Origin of the sequence: Paenibacillus pasadenensis (assembly GCF_002864175.1) — a bacterium.
Lineage (GTDB): Bacteria > Bacillota > Bacilli > Paenibacillales > Paenibacillaceae > Paenibacillus_O > Paenibacillus_O pasadenensis.
Genome location: NZ_NFEZ01000003.1, coordinates 629,903 through 652,455 on the forward strand (window position 1 = coordinate 629,903; position 22,553 = coordinate 652,455).

28 protein-coding genes are annotated in these 22,553 nt (G+C 62.7%); 2 read left to right on the forward strand and 26 right to left on the reverse strand.

Annotation, left to right across the window (positions count from 1 at the left end):
- Positions 1-14: 14 nt before the first annotated feature.
- The 22 genes from B8V81_RS06330 to B8V81_RS06430 all read right to left on the reverse strand — a co-directional run bounded on the left by B8V81_RS06330 (position 15) and on the right by B8V81_RS06430 (position 16,255).
- On the reverse strand, positions 15-1,016 hold the full coding sequence (locus B8V81_RS06330) for a peptidoglycan recognition protein family protein (protein WP_101807990.1): 1,002 nt from the start codon (positions 1,014-1,016) through the stop codon (positions 15-17).
- Positions 1,009-1,290 carry a phage holin family protein gene (locus B8V81_RS06335; protein ID WP_101807991.1) on the reverse strand — a complete coding sequence of 94 codons (282 nt, stop codon included), beginning with the start codon at positions 1,288-1,290 and terminating at the stop codon, positions 1,009-1,011. The genes B8V81_RS06330 and B8V81_RS06335 overlap by 8 nt, the downstream gene beginning before the upstream one ends.
- A 24-nt stretch (positions 1,291-1,314) precedes the next feature.
- Positions 1,315-1,629: a hypothetical protein gene (locus tag B8V81_RS06340; protein ID WP_028599139.1), complete on the reverse strand. Its 315-nt coding sequence runs from the start codon at positions 1,627-1,629 to the stop codon at positions 1,315-1,317.
- A gap of 40 nt (positions 1,630-1,669) precedes the next feature.
- On the reverse strand, positions 1,670-1,825 hold the full coding sequence (locus B8V81_RS06345) for an XkdX family protein (RefSeq protein WP_084137341.1): 156 nt from the start codon (positions 1,823-1,825) through the stop codon (positions 1,670-1,672).
- Positions 1,826-2,386 carry a hypothetical protein gene (locus B8V81_RS06350; RefSeq protein ID WP_052333302.1) on the reverse strand — a complete coding sequence of 187 codons (561 nt, stop codon included), beginning with the start codon at positions 2,384-2,386 and terminating at the stop codon, positions 1,826-1,828.
- Positions 2,383-4,794, reverse strand: coding sequence for a hypothetical protein (locus B8V81_RS06355; protein ID WP_028599140.1), 2,412 nt, complete (start codon positions 4,792-4,794; stop codon positions 2,383-2,385). Before B8V81_RS06355 ends, B8V81_RS06350 begins: the two co-directional genes overlap by 4 nt.
- A gap of 2 nt (positions 4,795-4,796) precedes the next feature.
- Entirely contained in the window at positions 4,797-5,081 is a 285-nt protein-coding gene (locus tag B8V81_RS06360) for a hypothetical protein (RefSeq protein WP_028599141.1), read from the reverse strand.
- A complete protein-coding gene (locus B8V81_RS06365) occupies positions 5,078-5,662 on the reverse strand; it encodes a putative phage tail protein (RefSeq protein WP_028599142.1) in 585 nt (194 codons plus the stop codon). The genes B8V81_RS06360 and B8V81_RS06365 overlap by 4 nt, the downstream gene beginning before the upstream one ends.
- Positions 5,655-6,731 carry a baseplate J/gp47 family protein gene (locus B8V81_RS06370; protein WP_101807992.1) on the reverse strand — a complete coding sequence of 359 codons (1,077 nt, stop codon included), beginning with the start codon at positions 6,729-6,731 and terminating at the stop codon, positions 5,655-5,657. Before B8V81_RS06370 ends, B8V81_RS06365 begins: the two co-directional genes overlap by 8 nt.
- The gene (locus B8V81_RS06375) at positions 6,724-7,095 is read right to left on the reverse strand and encodes a DUF2634 domain-containing protein (protein ID WP_052333303.1); all 372 of its coding nucleotides are present in this window, start codon (positions 7,093-7,095) and stop codon (positions 6,724-6,726) included. Before B8V81_RS06375 ends, B8V81_RS06370 begins: the two co-directional genes overlap by 8 nt.
- The gene (locus B8V81_RS06380; RefSeq protein WP_028599145.1) at positions 7,092-7,388 is read right to left on the reverse strand and encodes a DUF2577 domain-containing protein; all 297 of its coding nucleotides are present in this window, start codon (positions 7,386-7,388) and stop codon (positions 7,092-7,094) included. The genes B8V81_RS06375 and B8V81_RS06380 overlap by 4 nt, the downstream gene beginning before the upstream one ends.
- A gap of 3 nt (positions 7,389-7,391) precedes the next feature.
- The gene (locus B8V81_RS06385) at positions 7,392-8,384 is read right to left on the reverse strand and encodes an XkdQ/YqbQ family protein (RefSeq protein ID WP_028599146.1); all 993 of its coding nucleotides are present in this window, start codon (positions 8,382-8,384) and stop codon (positions 7,392-7,394) included.
- Between the two features lie 4 nt (positions 8,385-8,388).
- Positions 8,389-9,126 carry a LysM peptidoglycan-binding domain-containing protein gene (locus B8V81_RS06390; protein WP_052333304.1) on the reverse strand — a complete coding sequence of 246 codons (738 nt, stop codon included), beginning with the start codon at positions 9,124-9,126 and terminating at the stop codon, positions 8,389-8,391.
- A 42-nt stretch (positions 9,127-9,168) separates the two neighbouring features.
- Positions 9,169-11,625 (reverse strand): phage tail family protein, encoded by a 2,457-nt coding sequence (locus tag B8V81_RS06395; protein ID WP_028599148.1) that lies wholly within the window; start codon positions 11,623-11,625, stop codon positions 9,169-9,171.
- Between the two features lie 21 nt (positions 11,626-11,646).
- The gene (locus tag B8V81_RS25970; RefSeq protein ID WP_255309683.1) at positions 11,647-11,775 is read right to left on the reverse strand and encodes a hypothetical protein; all 129 of its coding nucleotides are present in this window, start codon (positions 11,773-11,775) and stop codon (positions 11,647-11,649) included.
- 53 nt (positions 11,776-11,828) lie between these two features.
- Positions 11,829-12,251, reverse strand: coding sequence for a phage tail assembly chaperone (locus B8V81_RS06400; protein WP_043111402.1), 423 nt, complete (start codon positions 12,249-12,251; stop codon positions 11,829-11,831).
- Positions 12,252-12,387: 136 nt separating this feature from the next.
- Positions 12,388-12,855: a phage tail tube protein gene (locus tag B8V81_RS06405; RefSeq protein ID WP_101807993.1), complete on the reverse strand. Its 468-nt coding sequence runs from the start codon at positions 12,853-12,855 to the stop codon at positions 12,388-12,390.
- Positions 12,856-14,169, reverse strand: a complete 1,314-nt coding sequence (locus B8V81_RS06410) for a phage tail sheath family protein (RefSeq protein WP_101807994.1) — start codon at positions 14,167-14,169, stop codon at positions 12,856-12,858.
- Positions 14,170-14,412 carry a hypothetical protein gene (locus tag B8V81_RS06415; RefSeq protein WP_101807995.1) on the reverse strand — a complete coding sequence of 81 codons (243 nt, stop codon included), beginning with the start codon at positions 14,410-14,412 and terminating at the stop codon, positions 14,170-14,172.
- Positions 14,402-14,815 (reverse strand): hypothetical protein, encoded by a 414-nt coding sequence (locus B8V81_RS06420; protein WP_101807996.1) that lies wholly within the window; start codon positions 14,813-14,815, stop codon positions 14,402-14,404. Before B8V81_RS06420 ends, B8V81_RS06415 begins: the two co-directional genes overlap by 11 nt.
- Entirely contained in the window at positions 14,812-15,210 is a 399-nt protein-coding gene (locus B8V81_RS06425) for an HK97 gp10 family phage protein (protein ID WP_101807997.1), read from the reverse strand. The genes B8V81_RS06420 and B8V81_RS06425 overlap by 4 nt, the downstream gene beginning before the upstream one ends.
- Before the next feature lie 340 nt (positions 15,211-15,550).
- Entirely contained in the window at positions 15,551-16,255 is a 705-nt protein-coding gene (locus B8V81_RS06430; protein WP_146000460.1) for an RNA polymerase subunit sigma-24, read from the reverse strand.
- A gap of 210 nt (positions 16,256-16,465) precedes the next feature.
- On the opposite strand from B8V81_RS06430, the gene B8V81_RS06435 reads away from it, so the two are divergent.
- Positions 16,466-16,819, forward strand: a complete 354-nt coding sequence (locus tag B8V81_RS06435) for a helix-turn-helix domain-containing protein (protein WP_084137343.1) — start codon at positions 16,466-16,468, stop codon at positions 16,817-16,819.
- 34 nt (positions 16,820-16,853) lie between these two features.
- The gene (locus B8V81_RS06440) at positions 16,854-17,327 is read left to right on the forward strand and encodes an ImmA/IrrE family metallo-endopeptidase (RefSeq protein ID WP_101807998.1); all 474 of its coding nucleotides are present in this window, start codon (positions 16,854-16,856) and stop codon (positions 17,325-17,327) included.
- 821 nt (positions 17,328-18,148) lie between these two features.
- Here the strand turns inward: B8V81_RS06440 and sufB are convergent.
- The 4 genes from sufB to sufD are packed head-to-tail and all read right to left on the reverse strand — an operon-like array spanning position 18,149 to position 22,537.
- Entirely contained in the window at positions 18,149-19,546 is a 1,398-nt protein-coding gene (sufB, locus tag B8V81_RS06445) for a Fe-S cluster assembly protein SufB (RefSeq protein WP_028599157.1), read from the reverse strand.
- 39 nt (positions 19,547-19,585) lie between these two features.
- Positions 19,586-20,029: a Fe-S cluster assembly sulfur transfer protein SufU gene (gene sufU / locus B8V81_RS06450; RefSeq protein WP_101807999.1), complete on the reverse strand. Its 444-nt coding sequence runs from the start codon at positions 20,027-20,029 to the stop codon at positions 19,586-19,588.
- A complete protein-coding gene (locus B8V81_RS06455) occupies positions 20,016-21,242 on the reverse strand; it encodes a cysteine desulfurase (RefSeq protein WP_101808000.1) in 1,227 nt (408 codons plus the stop codon). The genes sufU and B8V81_RS06455 overlap by 14 nt, the downstream gene beginning before the upstream one ends.
- Entirely contained in the window at positions 21,239-22,537 is a 1,299-nt protein-coding gene (gene sufD, locus B8V81_RS06460) for a Fe-S cluster assembly protein SufD (protein ID WP_028599160.1), read from the reverse strand. Before sufD ends, B8V81_RS06455 begins: the two co-directional genes overlap by 4 nt.
- Positions 22,538-22,553: the final 16 nt, after the last annotated feature.

The window sequence follows — 22,553 nt, forward strand, 5'->3', positions numbered from 1 at the left end:
AAGATAGCCTTATCTTACCATAGCGCGGATCCGCTCGGGGGAATGGCCGCGCAGCGGCGCAGCTCGTCCGCCATGGCGCGGAAGCGGTCCGGATTCTCGCCCTTGGCGCGGGTCTTGAACCAAGCCGGGGACAGCCAGCCGACGATGATTTCCTGCGCGTTGCTTTTAAGCAGCCTTTCTCCGTCCACGCAGCGGCGCAGGCGCTCGGCCAAGCGGGCGTAGTGCGCGGCGCCTTCGCTGTCTCCCGCCTGGATACGCTCGTGCCACGCCGGCTGGATGTAGGAGCGGACAAGATGGGAACAGGTGGCGGCAGAAAGGGCAGCCGGCGAAGAGGCCGCAGTCGCGCCGTCTTGCTGCGTCTTGGCCGAATCGGCGGCCGCTCCTGCTTGATTCCGCCCGCTGGAGCCGGCGGAGGAAGGCTCGGCTGGGCGGGCGGAGGATTCCTCCGCTTGGACGGCCGCCGCCAGCTTGCGCTCGACGTCGCGGATCAGATCGGCGAGCGTGCGGCCGGCCGTCGCCAGCGCCTGCTCGCAGTCGCGCTTGCGCGTCGGATCGAGCTGGCCGTGGCTCACGATATGCGTCGAAGGAACCTTGCTCCACTTGGCGCAGCAATAGGCCAGATAAGCGACATAGCGGTCGTAGGCCGCCTCGAAGCGGATCGCGCCGCCATAGCACAGCTCGATGCCGAGCGCGGCGTCGTTGGCGTCTGCGCCGAAGCGGCGGTTGTCCTCCGGGGCCTGCCTTTGCACATGGTACGCCTTTTCCGCCGGGTCGTCTCCCGTGCCCGTCGGGATGATCTCCAAAATCCGCGTGTCGTCGATGAACACATGGGCCGAAGCGATCCGCTCCGTCTGGCGGTCGAAATAGCGGTAATGGGCGTCGGCCGTCGCGCCCGGGTTGCCGGTATCATGAGCGACAAAAAAAGCCGGGCTTCCGGCGGTCAGCCGAAGGCCCGGCCTCGTCTGCGGACGGATGCGGATGTAGCGGCGCTCGATCGGATAGCCGAGGTCAATCATGGGCGTCTTCCTTGCGCAGCGCCTGCGCGGTCTGCTTCACAAGCTGGTTGCCGTAGACGGCGACGGCGCCGCAAAAGATGCCCTGCATGACGCCGTCGGCGGTCCAGCCGGCCGTGAAGCCGGCGAAGACGATGCCGGCCGCGGTGACAAAGTAGATGATCATCCAGTCCCGGATGCCGGCCGTCCGCTTGAGGCCGTAGCCGATGATCCAGCAGACGGCGACGACGCCGGCCAGCTCGGGATGGATCATCGATTGGATGAGCGTCCAGTCCATCTGGCTTCCTCCTTTGGCTTCGCTTTATTCGAGTATTTTGAAAACGAGGCCCAGCAGCGAGGCCGCCAGGCCGATAAGCGTGAACGAGGTCGTGATCAGCCAGCGCTGGCCCTGCTTGATGCCGTCGATGCTGGCTCGGATCTCGTCGATCCGGTGATGCGCGGCGCGCGCCCTCTGGGCGGCCTCGCGCGCCGTCTCGTCGCTTTTTTCCAGGCGTTCGATGAGCCGCGCGACTCCGGAGGCCAACTCGCCGAGAGCCCGAGTGTTGACTTCCTGCAGCGTCTCGAGCTTCACCACTTGGGATACGATCGCCTGGAGCTGGTTCTCGGGTCTGCTCATGCCGGGTTTCTCCTTTCGAACGGGGGGCTTTTGCGGCGAGTTACGGCTCGCTGGCGGGGACCTCCTGCCGAGCCGTGTCAAGCAGCGCATCGGCCTGCTCCGCAGTGAGTTTTCCGAGCTCCGCAAAACGACGGACTTGCGCCGCGGAGTAGCAGCCAAGCTCGTAATATCGTTTGATCGTGGCATGCCAGTCCATTTAGCTCACCTCTCTTTCGGCAACCGCAAGCCTCAATGCCGCATAATCCTGCTCCATCTGGCGCTGCCTGCTCTCCAGCTCCGCCACCGCCAGCAATAGGATGGCGTTGTCCTGCTCCGTCTGGGCTTGGCGCGCCTGTGTCTCGGCAAGATCAAGCAGAAGCAAGGCATTATCGGCTTGCAGCTGCTCGACTGGAGAAATCTCATGTGTGCCCGACTGCAGCGATGCGATTTCCTCCGGGGTCAACCCTTCGACCCAAAAAGCAGGAACATCCGGCTGCTGGGGCCATTCGCTCCGCTCGTGCTCCGGCAGAGCCTCCCAAGCAGCCACAGCGGATAAGTGCAGCCTCAACGCCTCTTGGTGCTCGTCGTACGCCAGCTTGTCAAAGCGCGGCCGGTACAGTCCGGCAGGAACCGGCACGGCTACGCGATAGCCGATCAGCTCCGGCTCGCCGCCCACGGCCGCCGTCTCGTAGATCGGCGAATAGCCCGTCTCGCTGTCGTCCGCGAGGGCGACATCCGCGAGCAGGCCGTCAAGGTCTGTGATGATGGCTTCTTTCATTGAGAACCTCCGATTCTAACGCCGAACAAGGCAAGCCAAAACGGCGCCGTCTGACTGTGGGTTGTCAAGTCGTTTGCGATTACGACCATGCCGTTAGGCATAATTGTTACACGACCGGGATTGGTGTAAGCCACACCACTTCCCGAATAAGGTACAATGAATGTCTCCGGATAAAGAGGTCGGCAACTCGGAGGCAAGATAAACAGAGCGGTAGTAGAAGTTCCCGTACTTCCGGATATGACTCCACGCAGGGAAACAGATCCATCTGTATTAAGACGATACTGCGCAGTTCGATATGAGGTGGAGTAGACCTGGTCTGAATAAGGTCCCCACCCATTGAGTAGCGTCGGCGTAATCCATTGAGGCTGCTTGACTTGCGCAGACCCGTATTCCAGAACCGAAACCCGCCGCGCCAGCTGCACGGCTGCCTTGGAGGCATCGGTCGTGATCGTCCGCAGGTTGGTCGTGTACTCCGCGCTAATCTGTGCAGGCGGGATGCCGATTAGATGTGTGTCCAATGCAAGATAGGTTACCTCGTATACGGCGGATGCTTCGTACTCACTAAGCCGAATGTAAGCCCGGTCGACTCCGTAATCGGTAATATCAGCCAGCTCATGCGCAATCCAATTCCGATCCAACGTCCGATTGCGAAATATTGAAAGTATTTTTTTGGATCGAAAAGAAAGGCGACTATCGGACGTGCCACTTGCCCCTGTCGAATTGATTTCTGCGAAACCGTTCGTAGTATTTATCTTAATGTTAGCGAGTTCCCGAACGATTCCCCCGCAACCGACCTCCACATTGTTCGTACCCGCTAACTGCAGAATCCCACCTTCAGATCTCAGTGGCTCGTCAACTGCCGTAGATAGTTGGTACTGCAAGCGGTAAGGAGCAAAACCATTTCCCCAGACGTTAGCTGAGGGGACCGAATTCTCCCCTCCACCCCCTAATGCCGATCGATTGGTCGGCGTCCACGATGAAAGGCGATAGGCCCACCATTTACTGCCCGATCCATTAAAAGGTGCATAATTCGCTCCAACTGAACCGTCATACATGACCCAGCCGTTAAAATACGCCTTAATTTCATCCGTCGACGGTATATAGTTGTCGCCCCAACCAGAATCTATATTTGCAACAAAAAGGCCCACGACCGATTTATTAGAAGGATCACTTTCATCCGTTATAACGTGCTGATCGACACCTATTGGATTTGCGCCTTGATTAATACGAGTTGTTAATTTACCGTCATATTTAACAACCTGCCCTGTGTCTTTCAAGGGATTATGAATTTTGCAGAGCAAGGTCTTATACCCTGTTGCAGCTCCTAAAAAAGTCCACGCCATGTCCCCAGTCAATTCCAGTGACCGAAACCGTCGCTTGACCCGCGCCCGCCCATCCGAATCCATATACAACTCGTCAGATACATTCCCGTCCGTACTAGCAGCGAGCTGGCAATCCGGATAAAAGATATATTGATCATCAGCAGACTGCGCAGCAATCTGACGAATATAAATACCGTTGACGTTTTTGAAGTCATCGACGTAAGGATACTTAGCCGCGATTTGATTGGCTGTCATACCATCCAAAGCTGCATACTCCGTTATCGTAATTTCGTAAAGCCTGAATGCATCTCCAAACACGTACTGCCCGTTTGCTCCAGTCACGGCGAGCTGCAGCGTTAAGCCGGAGACGCCAGATGTTGGCGCATAAGCTCTCCAGACAGGAGTGTAGGAAGTTGTGCTGGTAGCTGCAATCGTGTCTCCCTTGGAAGCGGACGTGCCTCCCAAATACACTTTTCCGGATGCCGCATTCCCATTCTTCACCATGCCGACAAGGATGTAGAAGCGGTTTGCGATCAGGCTGAATTGCTGAGTCGAATAAGCAAAGGCCGTGGTAGCGTTAGCGGTTACCTTTAGGGACGTTGTACCGCTATAGACATCTGAAGCACTAAGAGCGACAGTTGCTCCAGTTGCAGCGAATTTGCTTAAATCTTCGCAGTTACCAACTCGCCCTAACAAATTCACTAGCGTCCGTCCTTTGATGCTCTTGATCCGAAGCGGCGCAGGACGCGGCACCTGGACCGTCTGCACGCCCGGAACAAGCGTAACGGCTGTCGGAATCCGATCCTCGAGCTCCGCAGCCAGGGGAGCTGTCGATGCGTCTGCCCTTGCTATCGCCGCATCTACCTCCGCCTTCCGCGCCACGTCATCAGCGGCCGCCGGGGCGGCCACCTTGACGCGGCCGGCGGAGTCGCGCTGCATGAGCTTGCCTGGCGACGCCTCGCTCGTCGCCCCGTGAGCGCCGCTCGTCGACGCCGCATGGGCGGACGCGGCGTTCACCTCGCCGCCGAGCGCGTTCAGATCCGCCTCGGTGACGACATCGTTGAATTTCCAATCCGTCTTGGCCATCGTCATCCCTCCTCTACCGTGATCGACTGCAGCATCAGCGTATCGCTCGCAATCGGGATCTGCACGTCGCTTGTGCTCAGCGTCTTGCCGTACGCATCCTGCAGCTCGATCCGATGCACCGTGCCTACCGCCTCCGCCGGAATGTAATACCTCAGCTCGACAACTCCCTGCGACGCCCGCTTCAGCGTGAACTCCGTCAGCAGTACCGCGCCGCCGTTGAGCGAGACGCGGGCGATCCGACCGTCCACATAGGCGGCCACGTCCTGGATCAGCGAAGCCTCCATCATCGTACGATCACCTCTTCCTTCTCTGTCGTGAATCCGGTCGCGCCGAGCTTCCAGCTGCCGAGCCTCGTCTCGCGGGCCAGCCGCCGATGGCGGATGCCCTCCCTCAGGCGCAGCGTATCCGCAACCGCCGTCTGCTGCACATAGACCAGACTCGCCGGCTTCAGCGCCGTCACCGTCTGCTCCACCTCGCGGAACAGCGGCGCGTTCTGGATCGCGGCCGAGATCGTCAGCACCTGCGCCTCCAGGTCTACCTGCGCCAGCGCGCGGCCCTTCCCGACCAGATCGTCCAGCCTCTCTTGCAGATACCGCAGGGTAAAAGGAGGCTTCGTGGAATACCGGTTGACGACGCGCACGCGCCGAAATGCCAGCGATTCCTGCGCCTCGTCCGCCCGAATGCCGAGCAGCCGCTCGTGGCGGCGGATCGCCTCCACGGACGCGGTCAGCACGAAGCGGTCATCCAGCAGGCGCTCCAGCGCCTGCTCCGCCGAGGCGATCTCTTCATCCTCCGAACGGAACAGCTCCGTCATCTCGCGGCTGTCCGAATAAAACGCCGGTAGCCTTCCGATCAGCGGCTCAGCCATTCAGCGTCACCGTCCCGAGCGTCGGCACCTCGTCGGCTTCCAGCTCCAGATTGGCCGGCGCGCCGTTCAGCGTCGTGCCGCCGATGTCCTCGACGCCCGGCAGCGCGAGCACTCTCGTCTCCAGCTGGGAGATGCGCACGATCAGCCGGCTCTCTCCCGCCCAGGCTCGCCGCAGCTCCAGCAGATACGCTTCTGCCGCCGCCTCGATGTCCCGCTCCAGCTGGACCGCGCTCACGCCGGCGCGCAGCGTGAGCTGCGTGGCGATGTCGACGGGGACCGCGTCCGCCGCCACGATCGTCACCCGATGGCCGATCGGGGCGAGACCGATGCCTTGTCCCGCCGACTCCGGGTCGATCGCCGCCTGCACCTCCTGCACCAGCGCGGCCGCCGCCGGAGCGAAGTCGCTGGCGATTACCGTCGCCTTCACGGTGCCGCCGCCGTTCCAAGCGGGATGGATCTTGACCCCGCCGACTCCGGGCAGGCCGCCGATCTTCGCCCGGTAATCCGCGATATTGCCGCCGAAAGGCTGCTCGCTGACCGCTTGCCAGAAGCGGGCCCGCAGCTCGGCGTCTCCCTCCTCGTCCTCGCCCGGCACGAGCACGTCCGCCAGCTCGGCGCGGGCCAGGCCGTCGATGTAGTCCAGCGGCAGCAGCGCTCCCGCCACCTCGTTGCCGGCTCGGCCGGGCTGCTCGGCCACGAGGCGATACGTCCCCGGCGCGAGCCGCTCCTCCACCTCGTAGGCGGTCCCCTCGGCCGCCAAGCGCGAGCGCAGCGGCACCTCCGCCGGGCCTCCGGCCGTGCCGAAGAACCGGCCGAGGCGCATCGCCCGGCTCGAAGCCTTTCGACGCACGCCGTGCTCAGCGGCGCGGCGCGTCAAATACTCCCCGTCCGCCGTATCGGCGAACGAAAGCGCCAGCTGCACGTCCAGCTCGGCGTAAAGCGCCGCCAGCTCGGCCGCTGCGGGCGCAAGCGCGTCGAAGATGACGCTGCCTTCCCTTTTGTCCAGCTCATCCGGAATCCGGGCCAGCATGCGGCCCATGATCTCGCGGTACGTCTGATGCTCATACACCGGCCATCGCCTCCTCCTTGAACGAGCCGAAGACGGTGCGCACCGTGAACGTCAAGGACACGCCGTCTCCTTCCCGCCTCATCTGCATGTCCTCGACCGCCAGCACGCGGCTGTCCGCCAGCAGCGCTTCCTCGACCGCGGCGGCGATGTCGTAGCTCGACCGCTCGAGCCCGACCTCTCCCGTGTACACCTCATGCTCCCAGCGCACGGTCGACAGCTGCTTGAAGACGAACTGGCGCATCGCGGCCAGCCCGTCGATCCTCCCCCCCGTGCGTCCGTCCAAATGGATCGGGTACGTCAGGCTCGGCCGCTCGACCGCCTCCGCCGCCGTCCAGTCCAATCCCGTCTGCTCCGGCACGCTCATGCCTCCACCCTCCCCAGCGCGACGTAAGGGCTGCCGCCCTCCGAGCGCAGCAGGACGAGCCGGTCGCCGAGCTCAAGGCCGCGCCGCAGCACGAAGCGCTCCCCGCCCAGCTCCACCGCCAGCTCCCGCAGATGCTCGGGCACGACGAGCAGCTCCGCCGGCAGCGTGAAGCGCTGCTCGACGGCCACCTCCAGCGGCTCGAGCCCCGTCACCTTGCCGAATACCGCCTTCGTCAGCTGCTGCGCCTCCAGCGAGCGCGCCATGATCTGCTTGATCGAATCGTTGATGCTCATGCTTCATCCTTCCTTTACCATGCCGTCGATGACGTACAGCTCAAGCTGCATCGTGTGCGAGCGGCCGGAATAGGCGTGCGTGCACTCCTCGACGAGAAAGTGGCGGTTCAGCTGCAAGCGCGGAATCGCCACCTGCACGACCGAGCCGGCGCGGATCGTCGGATGGCCGAGCGCCTCCAGGCTGAATTTCCGCTGCTCGCGGTTTTTCAGCTGGAGCAGCTGCTTCAGCATCTCCTTGATCCGCTCCTCGTTGAGTCCCTCGTCCACCTTCTGGTAATATTGCAGCTGTCCCCAGCGGGCGATCGCGGCGCCGTCCTGCTCGATATAGACGTCCCGCCCGCCCGTCTGCTTGTTGTCGCGCACGAGCTTGATGCGGTTATACGTCTCGCTGTCGATGCTGCGGCTGGACGAATAGCCCGTCAGCAGGCTGTTCTCGCCGATGACGACGTTCGCCTTCATGTCGGCCACGTCGCGCAGCGTCAGCAGGCCCGCATCGTCATAAAAGACGAAGAGCTTCCCCTTCGCCAGCAGCGTCTCGTCCAGCGCCTTGAAAATCATGTCCAGCCGCTTCTGCCCGTCCTGGCTGAACTTCGGAATCGGATGGCCCGTATCCGCGATGGGGCCGAGCCGGGCCTGGATAGCCAGCGCCTGGTCGCGGATGACCTGAGTCGCCGTCACATTCGTACGGACGTAGGTATCCGTCTCCAGCAAATAGCGGAGCTGATCCTGGGCCTTCACCCGCACGACCCGATCCTCGTCCTCCTCCAAGGTGAACACATAGCCGTAGAACAGCCGTACGCCGCCGTCGCTCACCCGTACGACGTTGCCGGGAGCGATCGGCAGCTGGCTTTGCGCCGCCAGGCTCGGCCCCCGCATCATCGAAAACTCCAGCGTGCCCGCCTTGCCGATGCGGGACGTCTTCCAGCTCAGCTCGGTGGCCATGCCGGTGACGTCCCACAGCCGTCCGTCGCGGAGGTCGAGCTCGATCTTCAGCATGCCCTCACTCCTTCGGCGGCGGCACCTGAAGCACGCGGCCGATCTGCAGCCGCTTCAGCTCCGAGTTGCCGATGCCGTTCAGCTTTTGGATTTCCGGCCAGCGGCTGCTGTCGCCGTCGTACAGCTTCATGCTGATGCCGCTGAGCGTGTCGCCCTTGACGATCGTGTAGGCTTTCGGCGGCACCTTCAGATCGGGCCGCTTGTCCGGCTCCTTCGCCACGGCGGTCGAGCCGTCCGCCGTCTTCACCGCCTGCAGCTTCACCGGCGCGTAGAACACGTATTCCTTCAGCTTGAGCGTGTAGAACACGTCGCCCGGCGAGCCGGCCTCCTCCCAGCGGTCGAAGCCGGTGATCGTCATCGGAATCTGCAGCGTGTACGGATTCTCGAACCGGTCGGCATGGCGCGCATAGATGAACCGCAGCGGATAGCCGGAGCGCATCCAGCGGCCGATGTCGTCGGCGAACTGCTCCGGACGCTTCAGGATGGACCGGGTCGCGACGTAAGGGCCGGGCTGGCTGGGAAAAAAGCTCTCGAACTCGACCTCGGCCAGTCCCGGCTTCTCGATCGTCGCGATCGGTCCCGCCCCGAGCAGATTGTAGTCCTTGCCGGAGCCGCTTCGGCGGATCGACAGCTTGGACGGCATCACCGGCAGCTCCCAGCCTTCCGTGCCGTGGTTGAAGTCGAGCCGGATGCCGGCGAACGCTTTGGCCGGCTGAGGGCTGACCCGAATCGGTATAGCCATCGGCGACCTCCTTTCCGCGCAATGCTGCGCTTCGTAATGTTGCTAAATGCGGGCGTACACCCCGTGGGCGGACGACTCGATCTCCTGCTCCATGCTCGCGGCGATCTTGCGCACGACGTCGTCGACGTCGACCTGCTTGTGGATCGGTCCCGTCGTCACCTGCACCGTCGGCGTCAGCGTGACGAAGTTCTGGATCGCCTTCATCTCGGCCAGATCGCGCATCACCTTCAGCTCCTCGCTGCCGATGTCGACCTCGCTGCCGATGCTGCCGACCTCGTTGACCTTGCCGATGTTGGGGATGTTTCCGCCCGGCGCGGCTCCTGCTCCGGCTCCGCCCATCATGCTGTTCTGCTTGTCGGCCATGCCGCCTCCGCCCTTCCACTTGTCTTCGCCTGCGAAGAGATCCTTTATGGGATCCTTCTCCCCGTTGAAGAGCGAGCCTGCCTTGTCCAGTGCTCCTTTGCCCAAGTCGTAGCCCTTCTTGCCTGCCGCTGATGGATCCAGCGCATCCAACCGTCCGATGCGGACGGGGTCCTTCTCCGAAGTCGGCGGCTCGATTTTATCCAGCATGCCCTTCAGCTTGCTGCTCAGGGCATGGGGATCCTTTACGTCCAGCTCTGCGATGCCTTTGTATTCTTTGCCGAACAGCTTCGCCATGCCGGCTCCCAGCCCGTTCACCAAGCCGATGACGCCGTTGATGCCCTCCAGAATGATTTCCATGAAGCCGCCTGCGAAGGACTCCGTCATGAGCAGCATTTGATACAAGGCATTGCCGAACATCATCGCCAGATCGTAGAACAGCTTCTGAACGGCGTAGACCGGGTCGATGAACAGATTGATGAGGAACTCCGCGAACGTCGCGAACAGGTTCCAGGCGGACGCGATGATGTTGTAGATCGTAGCGCCGAGGACGAAGAACAGCCCGACGATGAAGCCGATGATCTGGCTTGCGCTCGTGCCCGTCTGAAGCAGCGCGTATACCAGCAGCCCGATGATCGCGATGATGAGCAGCAGCGGCCAGTTCGCCATGAAGAAGGCGGCGGCCATCGCCAGGATCGGCGCAACCATGCTCCACAGCCAGACGGCCATAAGCGGCAGCAGCACCGCGGTCAGCACGGTCAGCACGTCCGCGATCGTTCCGCCGTGCGTGGCGAACAGGTCCATCAGGAACAGCGCGGCATCCGCCGCCCCTGAAAGCAGCTCCGCCATGATGTACAGACCCGCCGACAACGCGTCGAAGAACGGGTCGAATTTGCCGGAGTCGAATGCGGCCAGCAGCTTGTCCATCACCGGCACGAGCGCCTCCATGGCCGGCATGCCGGCTTCGCCGAGCTTGAACTGCGCTCTCTGCTGGATGCCTTCCATTTTGGCTCCCGGGGTGGAGGTCAGCTTGCCGAAGCCGGCGTCGCTCATGCCTTGCTTGGCGAGCAATCCATCCATAGCGCGCAAGAACCCGTCCATGTCGCCCGAAGCGACGGCCTTGCCGGCTCCGCTCTCCTGCAGCTGCTTCTCGGACAGATTAAGCCCTTTCAGCAGTTCCGCAGGATCGCCCGCCATCATGGCGCTCATCGCGCCGGCCGATTCTTCGAGGCTGCTCTGAGGGTTCAGCTTCTGCATCCGCATCGCCATCCGGTTGAGAGCGGCCACCTGCGTCGGGTCGGTCGTCACCTTGAGGAAAGACAGCGCCGTCTGCTGCGCCTCCGCCGGATTCACGTTCGCGCCGAGCGCTTGCCTGCTCACCGCATCGAAGATCGCTTGGCCGCCGGCGTCGCTGCCTGCCGCCACCGAGTAGCGGTCGATCGTCTCCTGCTGCGCCATCGCGCCCCCGACGGAGCTTTTGAACAACGGCACCGCTGTTCGGAATGCCGCCGTCAGGCCGCTTGTCATCAGCTGAGCGACGCTCGGTGCTCCCTCTCCGGCATGCGACGCTCCTGCCGCGGCCGCGCCAGCCGCTCCTCCCAGCACGCCGGCGCCCAGAGCGCCCGCTCCGGCAGCTCCGGCTCCAGCGGCGCCAAGCCCAAGCAGCGCCTTCAGCCCGCCCGCACGGAAGGCCAGGAACATTTTCGTAAGCTCCGGGAGCGCTTTAAGGAAGTCCTTAGCGCCAGCGACGAACCGAAAAATGCTCGTAACGCGGTCCATTTTGCCGAATCCGCCGCCTGGATCCCTCTGCGCTCCATCCCCCGCCGCCTTCACGCTCACCTTGAACGGCTCGTCCAGCCGCTTCTGAATCTGCTTGCGCAGCCGGCTGATGTCCTCCTCCGGCACGTTCAGGCGGACCTGCAGCGCGAGGCGGGACTGCCGGAGCCGTCCGAGCCGCTGCATCACGCCATTGATCTCCTGATGCGCGCCGCTCGTCTGCACCGACACCTTGAGCGGCTTCGCCAGCTGGCGCTGCAGCTTGTCGCTCAGCTGAATCGTGCGCTCCAGCGTCTGATTCACCTTGCGCAGCTCGCCGCTGAAGCGGTCATACAGCCGGATCGTCGCTTGCAACGTCGCCATCGCTTCGCCCCCTCCTTTCCGTCATCGGCGCTTGCCGCTCCGCGAGGACTGGAGCCGCGCCTGCTTCTCGGCCTCCAGCCGCACGCGGATCATGCCGATCAGCGCGGCCTTGCGCCGCGTTCCCAGCTCTGCGAATTCCCATGGCAGCACCCCGTATTCATTGAGAGCGAAGTACGCATAATTCCACTCGCCTTCCCCCTCCTCTAGTCGTTTTTTACTTCTTCGGCCAGCTCGCCGACCTCGCGGTCGAAGCCGTTGATCTCCTGCACCTTGGCCGCCAGGTTGGCGAACTCGCCCGCCAGCAGCATCTTGCGCACGACGGCCGCCGCGCCGCGCACGCCGTACGACTGCTGCAGCTCGGCGTCATTGAGATCCGGATGCACGACGCAAGCCGCGACCATGCGGCCGAGATAAGCGTTGTAGTCCATCTCCGGCATCGCCTGGCCGCCTTTTCCTTTCGTCCGCTTCATCGACGCGGAGCGCAGCTCCTCGTTCAGCTCCTCCGAGATGGCGCGCAGCTTCCAGGCGGCGGGCCGGCCCGACTCGTCGCGGAATCGGTCCGAGACGACGACCTCCTGCGTTTCGGCGGCGACGGCATTGTGGGCAAAAAACAGCTTCATGGACATGAACAGTTCCTCCTTGGAATGGAAAATCGAATGAAGCGGGAGCGTCCGTGACGGACGCTCCCGGCAAATGACCGCGAATGAGGCCGGCGGATCGGCGGGACGCTTGCTCTGCCTGGAGTCGGCGCGTCGCGCCCGATCAGCCCAGTCCCTGGATGTCCTTGAACGGCTCGCCGATGTTGACGTCATGGAACGTGAACGGAATTTCCTCGTCCAGCGCATCCGACTCCGCGTCGAGCGCGGCCATGACGACCTCGTCGAGATTGACGCCGATCAGCGTGACGATCTGCTTGCCGACAGCCGAGGCCGGATCGTCGTTGGTCACCTGGATGTCGAAATAGGTGTCCACGCCGGTCTTGATGTAATCGCGCATCATCTCGCGGAAGCGGGACGTCACGTAATACAGCGTCATCGTGCCGGTGCCTTCCCAGCCGGCCGCTTTTTTCTGCACGTTGCGGCTGCCGAGCGTCTTGATGTCGGCCTTGTTCTTTTTCGCGGTTGCCCGCAGGTTCTTCACATAGAACATCTCCACCGTCTGTCCGCCAATCGTCGCATAGGCCGTCCCGGAGTGCCCGGCAATCGTGTCTCCCGCTTTCAGTACGCTCATTTAGCTCACCTGTACTTTCATGTAGATTTTTTCGATCGCATCGACCGGCTGCACGGATACGGACACGACAACCGCGTCCGCCTCCGCTCCCTGCTCCACCGTCACGTCCTTGGAGGCGTCGAAATTCTGCAGCGCCCCCAGCTCCTGGTACTGCTCCAGCAGCTTCACGCAGTCCTTGCGGAACAGCGCGCGGCCGTTCGCATCGTTGCCGACCTTGCCGATATACAGGCTCTCGAAGGTCGCCTTGAAGTCCGTCGCGATCCCGTCGAGCACGCGCAGCGCAGAGTTTTTGGCGAAAATGCGGCCCTTCTGCGGTGTCGGGCTATGATAGGAGTTGATGTCCTGCTCGACGACGACCGAGCCGGAGCGGGCCGTGAAGACGAACTCGCCGCCGAGCAGCGCCGCCGCCGTAGCCGAGTTCGTCAGGCGCGGAGACGCGTCGCTCGCGCCTTCATAAACGGCGTAGGTCAGCGATGCGGCCGGACCGGCCGCCGCTGTCGCCGCCGCGACCCAGACCGCCGCCTGTCCTGGCGTCAGCGTCTTGCCGTCCTCCAGCGTGACGCCGTTGCGCACGCTGATGACGCCCTCATGATTGGCCGAAGCGTAGTTTTCCAGCACGACCTGGATCTTGCGTCCCTCCTCCTCGCGCAGCCGCGCGGCGAACGCCGCGAACAGGCTTTTCATCGTGACATCCGTCCCCGGATACACCGCCACATGGAAGTCCTGCAGCTCGATCGCCTGCAGGAACCCGGCATAATCCTCGTTCGTCGCCGCGCCGTCCGTACCGCCCGCAAGCGGAACGCCTGCCGTGGCTTCGAGGGCTCCCGAGCCCGTCCAGACGATCCACGCGTTCGCCTTCAGGCCTTGTGCGTTCAGCACGATCTGGCGATCGACCTCCGAGCCGCCGACAAACGTCGCGACTTCCATCTGGCCCGGCTTGTCCACGCTCGCCTCGACCGAGACGCGCAGATCATTGCCGCGCACGCCGGGATAGCGGGCTTCGGCGGTGATGCCGCCAAGCGTCGCCTTGGCCGCCGTTCCACCATTGAGGCGGTAGACGAGCAGCTTGCCCGCGCGCTTCATCGCCTCGCGCACCAGCAGCAGCTCCGGCGCGCTCAGCGCGTAGCCGAGCTTCTCCAGCGGATTCTCGCCGCCCTCCAGCACCGTAATCCGCCGCGGCTCTCCCCACGACAGCGGCAGCGGCAGCGCCAGCGTGCCCCTGTCGCCCGTCGTCACCGCCGTCCCTTCCGTCGCAAAATTGATGTAGACCCCCGGACGTACCTTATTCATTGCCGTAAACATGCCTCCAGCCATTTAGTCGGCCTCCTTTTTAATGAATGCTTGAATGCGCCGTTCGACTTCCTCATGCCCGCAGCGCTCTTCGTCGCCGACCAGCACGGAAATCAAGTCCTTGCTGGCGCCGTACCTGCGGCTCCCCAGCAGCGCCGCCTTCGTGAAGCGCGGCTCCAGGCTCGCCTGCTGCTGCTGCTGCTGCGGCGGCTTGATGTCCGCACGGGACGCGTCAGCCGTTTTTTCCGCCTTTTTCCTAAATGCCATTCGACTCGACCTCCTTGCGCAAGCTCCGCATGAGCGGCGGACGATCCGTCTCATCCGCTCCGTCCAGGCGTACGCTCCAAGTAAAAACGACCTTGCCCTCGGCCAGCTCCCGGCTCACGGCGGAGCCCTTGGCGAACCGCCCGTCCGCCAGCGGCACCGACGCCAGCAGCGGCAGCAGCCGCTCCGCGACGAGGTCGGCCCGCTCCGCGGACCGGCAAATCAGCGCCAGTCGACACGCCTCTCGCCAGCGGCCGCCGAGCAGCCGCTGCCGTTCGACCGCCAGCTCCACCAGCTCCAGGCTCGGCTGCGCAGGCGGGGGCTCCGACTGGCCGGCGGACACGGCGTAATCCGGGAACGCCGCTCTCAGCCGGTCCAGCAGCACGTCGATCCAGCTTTCGCTCATCGGCTTGCTCCTTTCCCGGAGAGCAGCGTCTCGAGCACGCTCTCCAGACGCCGGGGCCAGTCCCGCTCCAGCTCCGCCAGCGCGAGCGCCAGCATGAAGCGCCCCCGCTGTCCGCCTTCGCCCTCTGTCCCGTACTCGAGACGGGCGGCTTCCGGCGCCGGGTGGCTGATCTCCACCGACAGCACCCGGCTCGCGCGCTTCACTGGTCCGACGCGCCAGCCCTTCGCCAGCTCGCCGCTTCCCGGCGGCATTCGAGCCGCTGCGGATCGAGCCGCGGCTTCCGCCTGCTCCAGCAGATGCCGCTCCAGCACGATCGGCGCCCGCTTTTCCAGCTCCCTCAGCTTGCGCAGCAGCTGGTCCGGATCGTCCAGCCTCCAAGCTGCGATTCCTCCCATGCCAGCTCCTCCTTCCTTCTCTTGCTTCCCGCCGTTTCTCGTGCAGACCGATCGTCAGCTCTCCTCGCGGCCTCTTCTCCTCCGACAGGCACAGGAACGACAAAAGCCGCCCGGTTAGGGGCGGCTCGTCTCTTGTCATCGTTCCTGATACTAGCATCTTACCACGGTCAAAACGGCCTCAGCGGCTCAACTCCGTCTCTTTCGCGTCTCCACTCCGTCTCATTGGAGTCTCACCGGGGGAGGCTGATCTTCTCGCGTCGTTTCGGCGCATGAAAAAGGACGGAGCGCTTTTTCGCTCCGTCCTTATCTCCATCCTATGCTGCCGCCGCTTGGCGGTCCTCTATCCATCCCGCTGCCATTCCAGAATCCGCAGGAACAGCCGGGCCGCCTGCGGCTTCCAGCGGAAGAACGTCGGGCGGGAGATGCAAAGCGCCATCGCGCAAGCCTCGGCTGTCCGCTTCTCAACGTAATACAGTCGAATGAGGCTGCCGTACCCTTCCTGCTGCTCCTCCGCGAGCCGCATCGTTTCTTCCAGCTGCTCCAGCTCGGCCTGCAGCCGCTGCAGCTTCGCCATCCGCTCCAGCACGGCATCATAATCGCCGATCCGCCCCGCGCGAGCCTCGATCACCTTCTCCAGCTTGCCTCTCAGCTCCCGCAGCAGCCGGTCGTCCTCGAGATCATTCCCTCTCGTCGGGATCGCCGCCAGCTGCGCTTTCGTGCCGACCGGATGCTTGTCCGGATCGAGGTACGCATTTGCGATCGTCTCCAGTTTCTGCTCCCGAGCGTTCAGATACATATAGGAAGGCATCCCTTTCAGACGGCGGTGAAGGTCCTGCAGCTGGTCCTCCTGATTGAGGCGGCTGACGGTCATCCCGGCTCCGATCGAATAGCTGCCGAGCACCTTCACCTGCATCTTCAGCTCTCGCCAGCGGCGGCATTCGTCGCGGACGAGGCTTTCCAGCTGCCGATTGTCCAGCTCGTCCAGCAGCTCATCGAGCGGTCTCCGTCCCCGTTCCGCTTCAGCGCGATTTTCGAGTCGTTCCATTCTTTCCAAGCCCCTTTCCGTTTACTCAAATTTAATTTGAGTTCAAGCCGTTGAAATTCCATTTTTCAACCCCTTGTTGTCTATCAGCCTATTTCAAGGTATAATGCATCCATAAAGACGAATTTCCTTTGAGCATCCTTGCGGAATACTAGCATAACACCCAAATTATATTTGAGCAAGAGGGAAATGGAAAAGGGAGGAAGGACCGCCATGTCGCTCGGCAAACGAATTCGGGAATACCGGGTCAAACGAGGCTTGACCCAGATGCAGCTCGCGACGAAGCTCCAAATGTCGGAAGCGAACATATCCAGCTACGAACGGGACAAAAGCGCCCCGCCGAGCGACAAGCTCAGCCAGCTGGCGGAGCTGCTCGGCGTCTCCTCGGATTATTTGCTCGCCGGCTCCGTTGCCGCCTCCCCGAGCCTTCAGGAACTGGAGCTGGAGCTGTCGGAAGAGCAGATCCTGACGCTGGCCGCGCATCGGATCGGCCATGAAGGGCCGCTGACCGGCCAGGAGCTGGAGCAGATCAAGCTTGCGCTGCGCATCGCCCTGGCCAAGCCGTAACGAACGACACGAGGACCCGTTTAGGAGAGAGGTTATGTCCAAATATGAACGCCTGCTGAAGCAGACGCCCATCCTTCTTCGCGAGGACGCCGACTTGCCCGAAGCGGTCAAGGGACTGTATATGGAAACGCGCGCCGTCCAGGCGATCCTGCTCAGCCGCAGCCTGCGCACATCGGCCGACAAGGCTTGCATTCTCGCCGAGGAGCTCGGGCACTACCATACGACTGCGGGCGACATCACCGACCAGTCCGTCATCGCCAACCGCAAGCAGGAGAAGCTCGCGCGCAACTGGGGCTATGAGAAGCTCGTCCCGCTGTCGGAGCTGATCGGCGCTTATCTCGCCGGCTGCCGCAACGCGTTTGAGATCGCCGACTACCTGGAGGTGACCGAGGCGTTCCTGCAGGAGTCGATCGTCCACTACCAGGAGAAGTACGGCCAGTTGGTCGTGCTCGACCGGTTCACGCTTTATTTCGATCCGCTCGGCGTCGTCGAGATGTTCGAGCGCTGATGGGTGCTATAGTAAAAAACCACGCGAACCGTCAGGACGGTCTCGCGTGGTTTTTGGGTTTATCCTGCTGGAGGCTCCCCATGTCGCCCCGCTTGGTTATGCCACGCCATTCATGGATGAGCAATTCATTTTGGGAAATTCATGAAATCATTAAACCGATTGTGGTACGAGATCCGCAGGTTTGGACATAGGTGGTTTTATTATAGCCATTGCAAGGTGTTGGTTATTGTCTTGGAAGTTACATGATCCTGGGGGGCGCGTCCATCAGGGAAAAATCACTCCGCTTACTTTGGAAGACTGCAGACGACTTCGTCCCATGCTGAAACGGGATCGTGATGGATGGTTTGATTGGACTACCTTTATGAAAAGCCATCCACAGTGCACATGCTATAAGCTTCAGTGTGCACAGTCTAATGACATATTGGGCGTCATTGCCCTGGAGTATAACGACGGCGTATTCGTTCATTCCTTGGAAACGGAGCCCCAAAGCAGGCGTATGGCAGTCGCCTTCAAGCGATATGTGGATCTGGCTGATGTCCTGATTGCTTTTGCCTACTTACAGAATCGTCATGGTGTCCATTTCCACCTGGGGCCTAGAAGAACTCTCGATGCTGGTCTAAAGACGCGGAGATGCATTTCGATCGTGTGCATAGGACAGGGGCTCGCAATTAGCGGGCCTTTTTTTATTTTCATCGGCAAGGGCTTTCTCAGTCCGTATGGGCAAGGCGTTCATCGAGCGTGGAGCCCTGCTTGCAATAAAAAAGAATCCGCAGAACTTTTCTGCGGATTCAACGAAAGTTAAGTTTTACATCTTTTATCGCTTACCCGATCGAACCTTCCATCTCGAACTTGATGAGACGGTTCATCTCGACCGCGTACTCCATCGGCAGCTCCTTGGTGAACGGCTCGATGAAGCCCATGACGATCATCTGCGTCGCTTCGGCTTCGCTCAGGCCGCGGCTCATCAGGTAGAAGAGCTGGTCCTCGGATACCTTGGAGACCGTCGCCTCATGCTCAAGCGTGACGTTGTCGTTCTTGATCTCGTTGTACGGGATCGTGTCCGACGTCGACTGGTTGTCGAGGATGAGCGTGTCGCACTTGATGTTCGCCTTGGCGCCTTCGGCGTCGCGGCCGAACGAGCAGAGGCCGCGGTACGTCACCTTGCCGCCATGCTTGGAGATCGACTTGGAGACGATCGTCGACGTCGTGTCCGGCGCCAGGTGGACCATCTTCGCGCCCGCGTCCTGGTGCTGGCCCTTGCCGGCGACGGCGATGGAGAGCACCATGCCCTTGGCGCCGCGTCCGCGCAGGATGACAGCCGGGTACTTCATCGTCAGCTTGGAGCCGATGTTGCCGTCGACCCACTCCATCGTCGCGTTCTCGTCGGCGACGGCGCGCTTGGTGACGAGGTTGTAGATGTTCGGCGCCCAGTTCTGGATCGTCGTGTAGCGCACGCGCGCGTTTTTCTTGACGATGATCTCGACGACGGCGCTATGCAGCGAGTTCGTGCTGTACACCGGAGCGGTGCAGCCCTCGACGTAATGCACGAAGCTGTCCTCGTCGGCGATGATGAGCGTGCGCTCGAACTGGCCCATGTTCTCGGAGTTGATCCGGAAGTAAGCCTGCAGCGGAATCTCGCACTTCACGCCCTTCGGCACGTAGATGAAGCTGCCGCCGGACCAGACCGCGCTGTTGAGCGCCGCGAACTTGTTGTCCGCCGGCGGGATGACCGTGCCGAAGTGCTCGCGGAAAATTTCCGGATGCTCGCGCAGCGCCGTGTCGGTGTCGGTGAAGATGACGCCTTGCTTCTCCAGGTCCTCCTGCATGCTGTGGTAGACGACCTCGGACTCGTACTGCGCCGAGACGCCGGCGAGGAACTTCTGCTCCGCCTCCGGAATGCCCAGCTTGTCGAACGTCTCCTTGATCTCCTGCGGCACTTCCTCCCACGTCTTGCCTTGCTTTTCGGAAGGCTTGACGTAGTACTGGATGTCGTCGAAGTCCAGATCGTCCAGATCGCCGCCCCATTTAGGCATCGCCATCTTGTTGAACTGGTCGAGCGACTTGAGGCGGAAGTTCAGCATCCACTCCGGCTCGCCCTTCATTTCCGAGATCGTGCGGACGATTTCCGGCGTCAGGCCTTTGCCCGACTGGAAGATCGCCTTGTGCTCGTCGCGGAAGCCATATTTATATTCTTCCATTTCCGGCATCGATTTTGCCATCTTGGTCACGCTCCTTGTGGTGGGGCTTGGATGGAAAGGTCAATGCCCTTCCGGCTTGCCTTGGCCTTGCGACTCGACGCCCTTGCGCAGCGCGTTCCAGGCGAGCGTCGCGCATTTGATGCGCGCCGGGAACTTGTTGACCCCGGACAGCGCCTCGATGTCCTCCAGCTCGTCGAACTCGACCGGCTCGCCCTTCATGAGGGCGGAGAACTTCTCCGCCATCGCGTAGGCATCGTCCAGCGTGCGGCCTTTGACCGCCTCCGTCATCATCGAGGCCGAGCTCATGCTGATCGAGCAGCCTTCGCCCGTGAAGCGGGCGTCGGACACCTTGCCGTCCTCGACCTGCAGCTGCAGCGAGATGCGGTCGCCGCAGGTCGGATTGTTCAGGTTGACCGTCACGGATCCTTCGTCGATCGTGCCGCGGTTGCGGGGATTCTTGTAGTGATCCATGATGACCCGGCGGTACAGATCATCCAATTGCATGATCGAAGAACTCCTTTGTCCGGAGCAGCGAGGCCGCCAGCCGGTCTACGTCCTGCTCGGTATTGTACAGATAGAAGCTTGCCCGGGCGGTCGCCGTCACATCCAGCCAGCGCATGAGCGGCTGGCAGCAGTGGTGTCCGGCACGCACCGCGATGCCTTCGGAATCGAGCACCGTGGCGACGTCATGCGGATGCACGTCGTCCAGGTTGAACGTGATCAGGCCGACGCGTCCCTCGCGAGGGCCGTAGATCGTGATGCCGTCGATCTCCGACAGCTTGCTGTACGCGTAAGCGGCCAGCTCCTTTTCGTGGCGGTCGATGTTGTCCAGCCCGATCTCCTCGAGGAAGTCGATCGCCGCGGCCAGCCCGACGGCGCCGGCGATGATCGGCGTGCCGGCCTCGAAGCGCCACGGAATGTCCTTCCAGGTCGATTCGTACAGATCGACGAAGTCGATCATCTCGCCGCCGAACTCGATCGGCTCCATGTTCTCGAGCAGCGAGCGGCGGCCGTAGAGGGCGCCGATGCCGGTCGGACCGCACATCTTGTGGCCCGAGAGGGCATAGAAGTCGCAATCCAGCGCCTGCACGTCGATCCGCATATGCGGCGTGCTCTGCGCGCCGTCCACGACCATGACCGCGCCGTGGCGATGGGCGATCTCGGTGATTTCCTTGATCGGGTTGATGACGCCGAGCACGTTGGAGACGTACATGACCGAGACGATCTTGGTCCGGCCGGTAATCGCCTTCTCCACGTCCGCCAGCGCGATCGTGCCGTCCGGCTGCAGCGGGATGTACTTCAGCACCGCGCCGGAGCGCTTCGCCGCCTGCTGCCACGGAATCAGGTTGCTGTGATGCTCCATCGGCGTGATAACGATCTCGTCGCCTTCCTGGAGCACCGACGGAGCGTAGCCCGTCGCGACGAGGTTGAGCGCCGAGGTCGTGCCGCGGGTGAAGATGATCTGCTCCGCGGACGGGGCGTTCAGGAAGCGGGCGACGCGCTCGCGCGCCCCTTCGTACGCCTCGGTCGCGCGGGAGCCGAGCGTATGCACGCCGCGGTGCACGTTGGAGTTGTCGAGCTCGTAGTAGCGCTTGACCGCCTCAATGACGGAGCGCGGCTTCTGGGAAGTCGCCGCGCTGTCGAGGTAAACGAGCGGATGCCCGTTCACCTCTTGATGGAGAATCGGGAACTGCTTCCTGATTTCCTCTATGTTCATGCCTCCAGCTTCCTTTCGAGCAGCTGCTGCAGCTGCTCGCGGACGGCGTCGATCGGAACCTCCGTCACGACCGGAGCCAGGAATCCGTAGATGATCAGCCGCTCCGCCTCGGCCTTGGTCACGCCGCGGCTCATCAGGTAGTACACCTGCTCCGGGTTGACCTGGCCGACGCTCGCCGCGTGGCCTGCCGTCACGTCGTCCTCGTCGATCAGCAGGATCGGGTTGGCGTCTCCGCGGGCTTTCGGGCTGAGCATGAGCACCTTCTCGGTCTGCACGCCGTTCGCCTTGGTCGCGCCCTTCTCGATCTTGGTGATGCCGTTGATGATCGCCGTCGCCTCTTCCTTCATGACGGCGCGCGTCACCATGTTGCTGTCGGAGTTCAGGCCGAAGTGCTTGGCCTGCGTCGTCAGGCTCATGCGCTGCTTGCCGGCGCCGATGCTCACGACGGCCGCATCGGACGAGGAGCCGTTGCCCTTCAGCACCGACAGCGTGTCGGAGAGGACGTTGCCGTCGTTGAGGTCGCCGATGACCCACTGGATGCGGGCGTCGCTGCCCAGCACCGCGCGGCGGATCGTCGTGTCGATGACGTTGGCGCCGAGCTGGTGGATCGAGGCGACGTCGACTTTGGCGCCGTCGCCGGCGATGACCTCGATCATCGAGTGGTGCACGGCATCCGCGCCGCCGCCGATCGTCAGCGCGTTGTCGACGTAGGTGACGCGGCTGTGGCGCTCGGCCACGATAAGGATATGCGGCGCGAACGATACGGACGCGTCGTCATTGTAGAACAACGCCTGCAGCGGCACGTCGATCTCGACTTCCTTCGGCACGTACAGGAACACGCCTCCGTTCCAGAGGGCGGCGTGCAGCGCCGTCAGCTTGTTCTCGTCCTTGGCGATCGCCTGGAACAGATGCTTCTGCACCAGCTCCGGATGCTCGGCCGCGGCCGTCTCCAGATCGGTGAAGATGACGCCGCGAGCGCTCAGCTCCTCCGGCAGGCGCCGCAGCACCGTGCCCGAGCCGCGCTGCACGAGCAGCGCGCCGTCTCCGGAGACGAGCGATGCGGCCGCTTCCGGCAGCTCGCTCTCCGAGGACAGCGCCTGCGGCTTGGCATACTCGCCGAATGCCGTCAGGTTCCAGCGGTCGATGCGGATCTTCTCCGGCTTGGGCCATTCCAGCGACTCGGCCAGCTCGGCCGCCTCGCCGCGCAGGGAAGTGAGCCATGCCGGCTCTCCCTTGCTGCGGGACAGCGCCTCCGCGAATTCCCGTCCGACGGGATTGTCCAGTTGTGTGCTCATCCTAATCCCTCCCGTC

Coding starts and splice junctions, on each gene's coding strand:
- B8V81_RS06395 (WP_028599148.1), bottom strand. CDS start 11,625: ATGGCGACGTTGCAAGCGACGATCCGGCTGTATGACCGCTTCAGCGGC.
- B8V81_RS06335 (WP_101807991.1), bottom strand. CDS start 1,290: ATGGACTGGACGCTCATCCAATCGATGATCCATCCCGAGCTGGCCGGC.
- B8V81_RS06425 (WP_101807997.1), bottom strand. CDS start 15,210: ATGGGAGGAATCGCAGCTTGGAGGCTGGACGATCCGGACCAGCTGCTG.
- B8V81_RS06360 (WP_028599141.1), bottom strand. CDS start 5,081: ATGATGGAGGCTTCGCTGATCCAGGACGTGGCCGCCTATGTGGACGGT.
- B8V81_RS06340 (WP_028599139.1), bottom strand. CDS start 1,629: ATGAGCAGACCCGAGAACCAGCTCCAGGCGATCGTATCCCAAGTGGTG.
- B8V81_RS06435 (WP_084137343.1), top strand. CDS start 16,466: ATGTCGCTCGGCAAACGAATTCGGGAATACCGGGTCAAACGAGGCTTG.
- B8V81_RS06440 (WP_101807998.1), top strand. CDS start 16,854: ATGTCCAAATATGAACGCCTGCTGAAGCAGACGCCCATCCTTCTTCGC.
- B8V81_RS06400 (WP_043111402.1), bottom strand. CDS start 12,251: ATGTCCATGAAGCTGTTTTTTGCCCACAATGCCGTCGCCGCCGAAACG.
- B8V81_RS06390 (WP_052333304.1), bottom strand. CDS start 9,126: ATGGCTATACCGATTCGGGTCAGCCCTCAGCCGGCCAAAGCGTTCGCC.
- B8V81_RS06385 (WP_028599146.1), bottom strand. CDS start 8,384: ATGCTGAAGATCGAGCTCGACCTCCGCGACGGACGGCTGTGGGACGTC.
- B8V81_RS06415 (WP_101807995.1), bottom strand. CDS start 14,412: ATGGCATTTAGGAAAAAGGCGGAAAAAACGGCTGACGCGTCCCGTGCG.
- B8V81_RS06430 (WP_146000460.1), bottom strand. CDS start 16,255: ATGGAACGACTCGAAAATCGCGCTGAAGCGGAACGGGGACGGAGACCG.
- B8V81_RS06365 (WP_028599142.1), bottom strand. CDS start 5,662: ATGGCTGAGCCGCTGATCGGAAGGCTACCGGCGTTTTATTCGGACAGC.
- B8V81_RS06455 (WP_101808000.1), bottom strand. CDS start 21,242: ATGAACATAGAGGAAATCAGGAAGCAGTTCCCGATTCTCCATCAAGAG.
- B8V81_RS06420 (WP_101807996.1), bottom strand. CDS start 14,815: ATGAGCGAAAGCTGGATCGACGTGCTGCTGGACCGGCTGAGAGCGGCG.
- B8V81_RS06375 (WP_052333303.1), bottom strand. CDS start 7,095: ATGAGCGTGCCGGAGCAGACGGGATTGGACTGGACGGCGGCGGAGGCG.
- B8V81_RS06350 (WP_052333302.1), bottom strand. CDS start 2,386: ATGAAAGAAGCCATCATCACAGACCTTGACGGCCTGCTCGCGGATGTC.
- B8V81_RS06380 (WP_028599145.1), bottom strand. CDS start 7,388: ATGAGCATCAACGATTCGATCAAGCAGATCATGGCGCGCTCGCTGGAG.
- sufD (WP_028599160.1), bottom strand. CDS start 22,537: ATGAGCACACAACTGGACAATCCCGTCGGACGGGAATTCGCGGAGGCG.
- B8V81_RS06410 (WP_101807994.1), bottom strand. CDS start 14,169: ATGGCTGGAGGCATGTTTACGGCAATGAATAAGGTACGTCCGGGGGTC.
- B8V81_RS06405 (WP_101807993.1), bottom strand. CDS start 12,855: ATGAGCGTACTGAAAGCGGGAGACACGATTGCCGGGCACTCCGGGACG.
- B8V81_RS06345 (WP_084137341.1), bottom strand. CDS start 1,825: ATGGACTGGCATGCCACGATCAAACGATATTACGAGCTTGGCTGCTAC.
- B8V81_RS06330 (WP_101807990.1), bottom strand. CDS start 1,016: ATGATTGACCTCGGCTATCCGATCGAGCGCCGCTACATCCGCATCCGT.
- B8V81_RS06355 (WP_028599140.1), bottom strand. CDS start 4,794: ATGGCCAAGACGGATTGGAAATTCAACGATGTCGTCACCGAGGCGGAT.
- sufU (WP_101807999.1), bottom strand. CDS start 20,029: ATGCAATTGGATGATCTGTACCGCCGGGTCATCATGGATCACTACAAG.
- sufB (WP_028599157.1), bottom strand. CDS start 19,546: ATGGCAAAATCGATGCCGGAAATGGAAGAATATAAATATGGCTTCCGC.